Raw genomic sequence first — 8,896 nt, forward strand, 5'->3', positions numbered from 1 at the left:
TTTATAGTATCTATTTTAACAACAATTTGAAAGAGCAGAAAAAAAGAGGGCTTACAAAGTCCTCTAATCATCAAATTTTAAAAAATTATTGGCCACCACGTGTGTGGCTGATTCTTGTAATATCAGGATGTTTTCTTAAAGCCATGATGATATCATTTTCATCTTTCTTATGGTTAATAATACCATCGACGTTGAAGACAATTTTTTCATCACTAACATCAAGAATTTTAACATAAATATTTTCAACCTGATTCTCTTCAAGTTCTTCTTTTATCTGCGGTAAAATATGGGGCTTATTGACGGCCTCAATTTGAATATTGAAGCGGACGTGGAAAATAATCTTATTGATTAAAATATCGTCGTGGAAAATCATCTGAACGAAGAATAAGAAAATAGTAGTTAAAATACCGATTGCGTACATTCCGGCACCGACAGCCATACCAATAGCAGCTACTGCCCAAACTCCGGCGGCGGTAGTTAAACCTGAAATTTGTTCACGCCGGACTAAAATTGTACCTGCACCAATAAATGAAATACCAGTTACGATTTGAGCAGCAATTCTTGATGGATCAAGAGCAATGCTATGCATCATATTCAGAAGATCAGCGAATCCGTATTTGGAAACGATCATGAATAAGGCAGAAGCAATCGCAACAACGATGTGAGTTCTGACACCGGCGCTTTTTCTTTGAATTGCACGTTCATAGCCGATAATGGCACCACAGATGGCAGCAACGAAAATTCTAAGCAACCAATCTAATTGAACTAAGAGTGGAGCAAAACTTGTTAGGCTGGTCATGAAGTCACCCTTTCTATATTTAATTACACGTCTCTTATTTTAGTATAAATAGAGTGAAATTACAGAGAAAAAAAGTTTTTTGGAAAAATAAAAAAAACACTTGCACAAGTTTGGCTCGTATGGTTTAATTAATACTGTTGTCGGGTGAGACAACAAAGAGTTGCTGACTTAGCTCAGTTGGCAGAGCACGTCACTAGTAATGATGAGGTCGGAGGTTCGAATCCTCTAGTCAGCATTAGAAATACGTTTAAGTCTTTCAAAGAAGGTCAATGAAGCTTGATTTGAAAGGCTTTTTTGTTAGTTTGAACTAATGTGAAATTCTTTGAAATAATAAGGATTTTTTTGAAATTAACACAATTCAAACACACAGATAAAATTCATGTGTTTGGAGTGTGTTTGAGTGAAATTTAAGAGTGCTAAATATGGTGATTAAAAGGGCTTAAAGCCCTTTTTTTAATGATAAAATATGCTTAAATGGTAAATATTGTAATGAGGAGTATTTATGAGTATTGAGACCAAACAGAAAATTAGACAATTTTATGATAAATATATTTGGTTGATTTGGCTTTTCTTTGGAATAATCATAGGCATACTAATAGATGGAAAGATTCATTACAAAATAAACTTAATTGGTGAACAAATAGGGTCTTTAGCTGAATGGATTGGTGGATTAGCTACTACAGCATCAGTAATAACATCTTTGCATTTGGCAACTAGAAAACGCCCTGACGTAAAAGTATTTCATTCGCTAAAACAAGATTTCGATAGAATTAGCAAAAAAACAATTCCTTCAACTCTTTCGATTACGTTTTTTGCCTATAATCAAAGTAATAATATTGTAGTACTAGGGTTTTATGGATTAAGAAAAAATAAATTAGATGATTTTGTGAGACCAACAAGTTATGGAAAAAAAAATTAAACCAGGAAGTACTTTAGAATATAAATTTAGTGTGAGTGATATTAATAGAGATTATCATCTTAAAGATTATAAAGGAAAAATTGAAATTGGCTTTGCTAAGCCAGATGGCACACTGTACACTGAGACTTTTAAATGGAATGATTTTACGCTTAATACAAAGAGTTTAGAGAATCTATAGTTACAAATATTTATGAACTTTAATTTTGATTTATTTGCATCTGATTTTTGTATAATTAATTTAGCTATATAAAAGGTAAGGCAACAATTATGAGTAAGCAATTTAATGAAATGTCTAGAGTTCAATTTCCTGGGATTCTTCATTTAATGAGATTGGGATATAAATTCATTTCTAGAAATACTGTTGAAAGCATTAAAGATCCAGAAAATAATATTTTAAAGCCTATTTTAGAGAAGCAATTTTTTAAGCTGAATCCTGATGCAACAAAGAAAAATTTTGAAGATGAGTACAAAGATATCAGGACAGAACTAACTAATAATGACTTAGGCAGAGAGTTTTTTAATAGAATTCAAAATAAAGGAAACTCCAATTTTAAATTTATTGATTGGAATGATTGGAATTCTAATAGCTTACTAGTATCATATGAAATTCCTTGTAAAAATGGTGATGAAGAATTTAGACCTGATGCAACTATTTTTGTTAATGGTATACCTTTAGCTTATATTGAATTTAAAAAGCCTAATGTTATTCGAAATGGTCAAACAGGAATGAGATCTGAATTTACTAGAATGAATTATAGATTTCAAAATAAAGCTTTTAAAACTTTCCATAATATAACTCAGCTGATTGGTTTTACAGATAATATGGATTATTCTGAAGACTATGGTATGCATACGACAGGATCCTATTACTGTACTTCAAGTTATAGCCAAGCTTTCTTTAATTCTATGCATGAAGAAAGAGCTGAAGAATTAAATAAAGAAATAGGTTCTATTTCTGACGAAGATATTGAAACTGTGTTAAAAGATGCAAATAAAATTGCTATTAAAGATACAACTGAATTTAAAACTAATTGTGACCCCAACACTCCAGCTAACTCATTTTTAACTTCTCTTTTTTCAAAAGATAGATTTAAGTTCTTTTTACGTTTTGGCTTAGCTTATGATCAAACTCGTAAAGATAATGGTACTTTGACACTCCAAAAACAGGTTATGCGTTATCCGCAGTATTTCGCTACAAGAGCAATTTGGGATGCAATTAATGCCGGTGTTAAAAAGGGCGTTATATGGCATACTCAGGGATCTGGTAAGACGGCTTTAGCATTTTATAATATTCAATATTTAAAGTATGCATTACAAAAGAAAAGCATAATTCCTCAATTTTACTTTATCGTTGATCGAATTGATTTAGCTAATCAAGCTGAAAATGCATTTCTAAATAGGGGCTTAAAAGTTAAAAGAATTAATTCTAAAAGAGAGTTAAATCATCCCTTTACAGAAGATGTTGCCGTTGTAAATATTCAAAAGATTAATGAAGATACTAATCTAACTGATACATCAGGATATGAAAGCCTTAATAAGCAAAATATTTATTTCATTGACGAAGCCCATCGCTCTTACAATGATAAGGGTTCATATCTGCCTAACTTATATAATGCTGATAAGAATTCAATCAAAATTGCTTTAACAGGAACTCCATTAATTAATATTGATCAACATGGAAAGAAAGAGAAAAGAAAAACTACTAGAGAAATCTTTGGTGATTATCTAAATAAGTATTATTATGATCAATCTATTCAAGATGGATTTACACTGCGCTTAATGCGTGAAGAGGTAACAACTGAGTATAAAAAGAAATTCAGAAATATAGTTGATAATCTTCAAGAAGAAGTTAAAAAGGGAGAATTAAAGAAAAAGGATATTTTAGCTCACCCTAATTATTGTTCTCCATTGTTAGACTACATTTTAAATGACTTTAAACAATCTAAAGAAATCTATGGTGATGATACTATTGGTGGCATGATTGTAGCTGATTCATCAGAACAAGCTAGAGAACTTTATAAATTGTTTAAAGAAAAGAAATCAAATAATGAAACAACATTTACTGCTTCTTTAATTCTTTCAGATGAGGACGATAAAGAAACTAGAAATAATGAAGTTAAAGCTTTTAAAGATGGGAAGACGGACTTCTTAATTGTTTATAATATGCTTCTTACAGGTTTTAACGCCCCCAGATTAAAGAAATTATATTTAGGTAGGGTCATTAAAGCACATAATTTATTGCAAGCTCTAACTCGTGTAAATCGCCCATATCATAATTTCAGAGTGGGTTATATTGTCGATTTTGCTAATATTTCTAAGGAGTTTGATAAAACAAATCAAGCTTATTTTGCAGAGCTTAACCGTGAGTATGAAGATTCAGGGGAAGATTTTAAGAATATATATGGTTCTTTATTTGTACCTGCAGAAGACATTGAAAAGAATTTAAAGAACGCTGAATTAGTATTAGTAGAATATGATACTGATAATTTAGAAAACTTCTCTAAACAAATTGATGATGTTCCGAAAAAAGGCCAATTGATTGAGCTCGCTAAGACATTGCGAGAGCTTAAGGAAGATTATAATGTAGCTCGCTTATTATCGTATGATGATTTAGTTCAAAAAATAAAAGCTAAAGACGTTTCTAAGCTATTGAATGCAGTTCAAGATAGAATCAGAACACTTAATTTAATTGAAGATGCAAATTTAGATACAGGAAAAGATATTCTAAATGTTGTTATGAATAATTGGACGTTTGAATTTGAAAAGGGAGATAGTGAAGAACTTAAATTAGTTGCTGATGATTATCGAAAAGAAGAGGAAAAGGCAAGACAGATAATTAATCGAAATTGGGATCAAAAGGATCCTGAATGGGTAAACCTCTTTACAGAATTTAGAAGAATCATGAAAAAGCAGCATATTAAAGAAATTAGTGTAGAAGAAACTAAGAATAATACTGCTAAAATCAAAGAGATTATCTTTGAAATGAAGAATTTAAATGCTAAAAATGAACGTCTAGCTCAGGCGTTTAATGGGGATGCTAAATATGCTCGTAGCTTTAAAGCTGTAGTTTATGATAACAATGGTAAGGATGCCTATAGTGTAAGAGAAAATCCAAGTGTTTATTATGTTATGAAAAATTCTAAATCTAAATTAGATGATGAGGTAGCAAAAAATAGTGCTGTTTTAACTAATGAATCTTATTTCGATAAGAAAGCAATACAGGCTTTATTACAAAACAATAGAAGTTTAGAAAGTAAAGTAACACTTCCTGAAATAAAAGAAATATCAAATTTATTAACAAAAGAATATCATGACGAATATGAAGGAATTAGTTAATGGAAAATATGAATTATGTAGAAACAGTAGAAAATTTAGTTGATAGTATCAAAGGAATCTTAACTAGTGCTGGATTAGGTGGAGAAGCGGGCGAATATAAACTTGTTACGCAATCATTTTTGTATAAGTTTTTAAATGATAAGTTTCTTTATGAAGCTAAAAAATATGATTCACAGAATGATTATCAGCATTTGATGGATTTAAGTGATGATGATTATGAAATGACGCAATTAAGCTTAGGTACCGATTCAGCAGTAATCCAGCGTAAAGATTTGATTGAAACCATTTATAACCAGCAAAATGTTGATGATTTTAGTGAAGTCTTTGATTCTGCATTAAATGATATTGCGCTTGATAATAACGATCTTTTTTCTGTTGAGACTGCTGGAAATACACAAGTAAGGTTATTTGATGCACATTTGATAGCCGATAATATTCAGGATGGTTCACAAAGAGATCATGTGGCTAGAGAATTGATTAAGCTGTTAGCTTCAACTAAATTTGATAATTCAATTTTTGATGAAGGGTTTGATTTCTTCTCTACAATTTTTGAATACATGATTCAGGACTATAACAAAAATGGTGGCGGTAATTATGCAGAATACTACACACCGCGCACCATTTCAAAGATCATTGCTGATATTTTGATAGGCAAAGCAAAGCCAGAAAATGTTAAAGTCTATGACCCAGCAGCTGGATCAGGAACTTTATTAATGAATGTTGCCAATAGAATTGGTGTTGATAAATGTACTGTTTATAGTCAGGATATTTCCCAGAAGTCTTCTAACTTATTGAGATTAAACCTTATTCTAAATAATTTGAGTCACTCTATTCATAATATTGTTCAAGGTAATACTATTTTAAATAATAAGCATCCCGAAAAGATGGATTATATCGTTTCTAACCCACCTTTTAAGCTTGATTTTTCTGATTGGAGAGATCAGGTTGAAAGTATTCCTAATTCAAGTGAAATTTATTTTGCAGGTATTCCTAAGATTCCTAATAAGAAAAAGAATAGTATGGCAATTTATGAATTATTCATTCAGCATATTATTCATTCTCTTAATGATAAAGGAAAGGCTGGAGTGGTTGTCCCAACAGGCTTTTTGACTGCTCAATCAGGAATCGACAAGAAGATTCGCAAGTTTTTGGTTGATAATGGGATGATTGATAAGGTGGTTTCAATGCCATCGAATGTCTTTGCTAATACTGGGACTAACGTTAGTGTTATTTTCTTTAACAAAGTTAAGCAAGATGATCAAGTTCAATTAATTGATGCGTCGAAATTAGGGAAGAAGATTAAAGAAAATGGCCTGCAAAGAACGGCATTATCTGTAGAAGATATTAAAAAAATTGTTGATACTGCTGTAGAGAGAAAAGATGTGGATGACTTCTCAATTACTGTCAGTTTAAAAGATATAAAAGATAAGAATTATTCATTTAGTGCTGGGCAGTACTTCCCTGTAAAGATTGAATATGTGAAACTTACTCAAGATGAATTTGAAGAAAGAATACAAAAGTATCAAAATAATTTAAATAAATTGTACGTCCAAGGCAATAAATTAGAAAAAGATATTCAGGGATATTTAAAGAATTTAAGATATGAAAGTTAAAATTGAGAATATTGGTAAAGTAGTAACTGGGAAAACACCTTCAACTAGTAATTCTGCGAATTTTGGAGAAGGGTATTCATTTATTACACCGGCAGATTTGCACATTGATGATGGTGTAGTTAAGTACACTAAGCGTACTATTACTCAAAAGGGATTTAATAGTATAAAAAATAATACTATTTCAGGTTTAAGTATTTTAGTAGGATGTATTGGCTGGGATATGGGGAACGTAGCTTTAGTAAATGGCAAGTGTGCTACTAATCAACAGATTAATTCTATAACTGATATAAATTATGAATTGTATAACCCTTACTATATTTATTATTGGCTAAAATTACATAAAAATTTTCTTTTTAAACTAGCTAACGTAACTAGAACACCAATATTAAAAAAAAGTGATTTCGAAAACATTGAAATTGAAATTCCTAATATAAAAGTGCAGAACACAACTGCTGGATTACTTAGAACAATTGATTCAAAAATAGCAAATAATAATGCTATTTCTAAAGAATTAGAATCAATGGCTAAAACTATCTATAATTATTGGTTCCTACAATTTGAATTCCCTGATAAAGACGGTAAGCCATACAAGTCAAATGGTGGCAAGATGGTCTGGAATGAGCAACTTAAACAGGAAATTCCTGAGGGATGGGAAGTTAATACTTTAAAAGAAATTTTAAAAGAAAATATTAAATCAAAAGTTAAAGTTAAAGAGGCAGCAGAAATTGGAAAAGTTCCTTTTTTTACTAGTGGAGAAGCAATTTTATTTGTAGATAAGCCAATAGTATCAGGGTTAAATTGTTATTTGAATACTGGTGGGAATGCTGGTATTAAGTGGTTTTATGGTGATGCTTCATATTCAACTGATACGTGGAGTTTAACTTGTGATTCTGATATGAAGTATTTGCTTCCCTTTATTCTAAAAGGAATTGAACCAAGTATGGATAAAAAATTCTTTCAAGGTACTGGATTAAAGCATCTTCAGAAGAATTTATTAAGAAATTATATTATAACTATACCAGATAAAAATACTATTGATAGATTTAAAAAAATAGTTAATAACAGTTTTAAGCAACAGAGTAAATTATTTAATGAAAATTTACAGCTTAAATCTATGCGTGATTTTCTTCTGCCAATGTTAATGAATGGACAAGTTACTATTGATAAATAAAAGAAATAATTAAATTATTATTTATGCGAGGTACTATCTAAAGCTTGTTCAAAGAAGTAAGCTGTTCAAAGGTGGCACATAGAGAAGACAATAATTTGTCTTCTTTATTTTTTTCTTCGTTAATTTCTTTTCTTAAAGCTTCCGCCTTAGAGTTTGAATAGTCGCTTGCAATTTTCTTAATGATTTCGGGATCAGTAATTGGAGTATAGCCAAAAATATCATTAATGGTTGTTTTCATAACTTCGATTAATGAAGTTGCATCCCATCTAGTAGGATCAAATTGATCGTGTCTCTTTAATAAGTGGAAATTTAAAATTACAATTAATAATTTTGAATCCCTAATATAAGCAGCTTGTTTGGATTTAGCTTTTAAAATGTATTTATTAAAGTCTAATCCATCCTCTCCTTGATCTATTTGCTTGATTAATCTAGAGTATCCCTTCTTGGTTTTAAGAAAAGTTGTTAACTCGCCAATTGTAGTAAGTCTAATATATTGCTTGTTTTGATACTCATCAATAAGATAATTAGAATCAGCCTTATGATCATCCAAGTTAAGTAATGGAAACAAAATATTTTTATCGCTGTCGTTAGCTTTACGTTTACCATTGGCAAGTGTAATTAGCTGATCTACTTTGGTGAGAGTCTTGTATACCGATTGATCGTTGGGATGGATTTTTCGGTAACTGTTAGAGTATTTGAAACTTGTTTCTTCCACTCCTTTCATAATTAATGAGTAATTAACAGTATTGAGATAATTAATTTTTAATTTCATGAATAGTTGTCCTTTGCTTTTACAAAGGACAGGTACCTGTCCCGTTTAGTCATTACTACGAGATCTCAACAATGATTTTTCCATATAACTTATAAATTTTGTGATTTACTCAAAATTAGTAAAAATCCAAAGTTAGTTTTGAAAAATATCATCAAATTAATTAAAAAATAAAAAGAGGGGTACTTAATTTCTTCTTTTAAAATGCAAAAATGAACTTTTTTGAAAAAAATTTTGTTAAATAGAATGAGAAATTCCCATGAATGAGTAGATAATTATGGCAAAGTGG

The 8,896-nt window shown here is 30.3% G+C and carries 7 protein-coding genes and 1 tRNA gene; 6 read left to right on the plus strand and 2 right to left on the minus strand.

Annotated elements, in window-relative coordinates:
* Positions 1–85: 85 nt before the first annotated feature.
* Positions 86–799 (minus strand): MgtC/SapB family protein, encoded by a 714-nt coding sequence (locus tag HMPREF0493_RS06955; protein WP_006352616.1) that lies wholly within the window; start codon positions 797–799, stop codon positions 86–88.
* A gap of 162 nt (positions 800–961) precedes the next feature.
* Between HMPREF0493_RS06955 and HMPREF0493_RS06960 the strand changes: the two genes are divergently transcribed.
* From HMPREF0493_RS06960 to HMPREF0493_RS06985, 6 genes are all read left to right on the plus strand, one after another.
* Positions 962–1,034 (plus strand) — tRNA-Thr (locus HMPREF0493_RS06960).
* A 267-nt stretch (positions 1,035–1,301) separates the two neighbouring features.
* A complete protein-coding gene (locus HMPREF0493_RS06965; RefSeq protein ID WP_006352617.1) occupies positions 1,302–1,718 on the plus strand; it encodes a hypothetical protein in 417 nt (138 codons plus the stop codon).
* Positions 1,702–1,896, plus strand: a complete 195-nt coding sequence (locus HMPREF0493_RS06970) for a hypothetical protein (RefSeq protein ID WP_006352618.1) — start codon at positions 1,702–1,704, stop codon at positions 1,894–1,896. The genes HMPREF0493_RS06965 and HMPREF0493_RS06970 overlap by 17 nt, the downstream gene beginning before the upstream one ends.
* 89 nt (positions 1,897–1,985) lie before the next feature.
* Entirely contained in the window at positions 1,986–5,054 is a 3,069-nt protein-coding gene (locus HMPREF0493_RS06975; RefSeq protein ID WP_006352619.1) for a DEAD/DEAH box helicase family protein, read from the plus strand.
* A complete protein-coding gene (locus tag HMPREF0493_RS06980; protein WP_006352620.1) occupies positions 5,054–6,667 on the plus strand; it encodes an HsdM family class I SAM-dependent methyltransferase in 1,614 nt (537 codons plus the stop codon). The genes HMPREF0493_RS06975 and HMPREF0493_RS06980 overlap by 1 nt, the downstream gene beginning before the upstream one ends.
* Positions 6,657–7,838: a restriction endonuclease subunit S gene (locus HMPREF0493_RS06985; protein WP_006352621.1), complete on the plus strand. Its 1,182-nt coding sequence runs from the start codon at positions 6,657–6,659 to the stop codon at positions 7,836–7,838. The genes HMPREF0493_RS06980 and HMPREF0493_RS06985 overlap by 11 nt, the downstream gene beginning before the upstream one ends.
* A 37-nt stretch (positions 7,839–7,875) precedes the next feature.
* Here HMPREF0493_RS06985 and HMPREF0493_RS06990 read toward each other — a convergent pair whose 3' ends face one another.
* Complete coding sequence (locus tag HMPREF0493_RS06990) at positions 7,876–8,610, minus strand: hypothetical protein (RefSeq protein ID WP_006352622.1); 735 nt, start codon at positions 8,608–8,610, stop codon at positions 7,876–7,878.
* Positions 8,611–8,896: the final 286 nt, after the last annotated feature.

Source organism: Lactobacillus amylolyticus DSM 11664 (assembly GCF_000178475.1).
Classification (GTDB): Bacteria; Bacillota; Bacilli; order Lactobacillales; family Lactobacillaceae; genus Lactobacillus; species Lactobacillus amylolyticus.

Coding starts and splice junctions, on each gene's coding strand:
- HMPREF0493_RS06975 (WP_006352619.1), top strand. CDS start 1,986: ATGAGTAAGCAATTTAATGAAATGTCTAGAGTTCAATTTCCTGGGATT.
- HMPREF0493_RS06965 (WP_006352617.1), top strand. CDS start 1,302: ATGAGTATTGAGACCAAACAGAAAATTAGACAATTTTATGATAAATAT.
- HMPREF0493_RS06985 (WP_006352621.1), top strand. CDS start 6,657: ATGAAAGTTAAAATTGAGAATATTGGTAAAGTAGTAACTGGGAAAACA.
- HMPREF0493_RS06990 (WP_006352622.1), bottom strand. CDS start 8,610: ATGAAATTAAAAATTAATTATCTCAATACTGTTAATTACTCATTAATT.
- HMPREF0493_RS06955 (WP_006352616.1), bottom strand. CDS start 799: ATGACCAGCCTAACAAGTTTTGCTCCACTCTTAGTTCAATTAGATTGG.
- HMPREF0493_RS06970 (WP_006352618.1), top strand. CDS start 1,702: ATGGAAAAAAAAATTAAACCAGGAAGTACTTTAGAATATAAATTTAGT.
- HMPREF0493_RS06980 (WP_006352620.1), top strand. CDS start 5,054: ATGGAAAATATGAATTATGTAGAAACAGTAGAAAATTTAGTTGATAGT.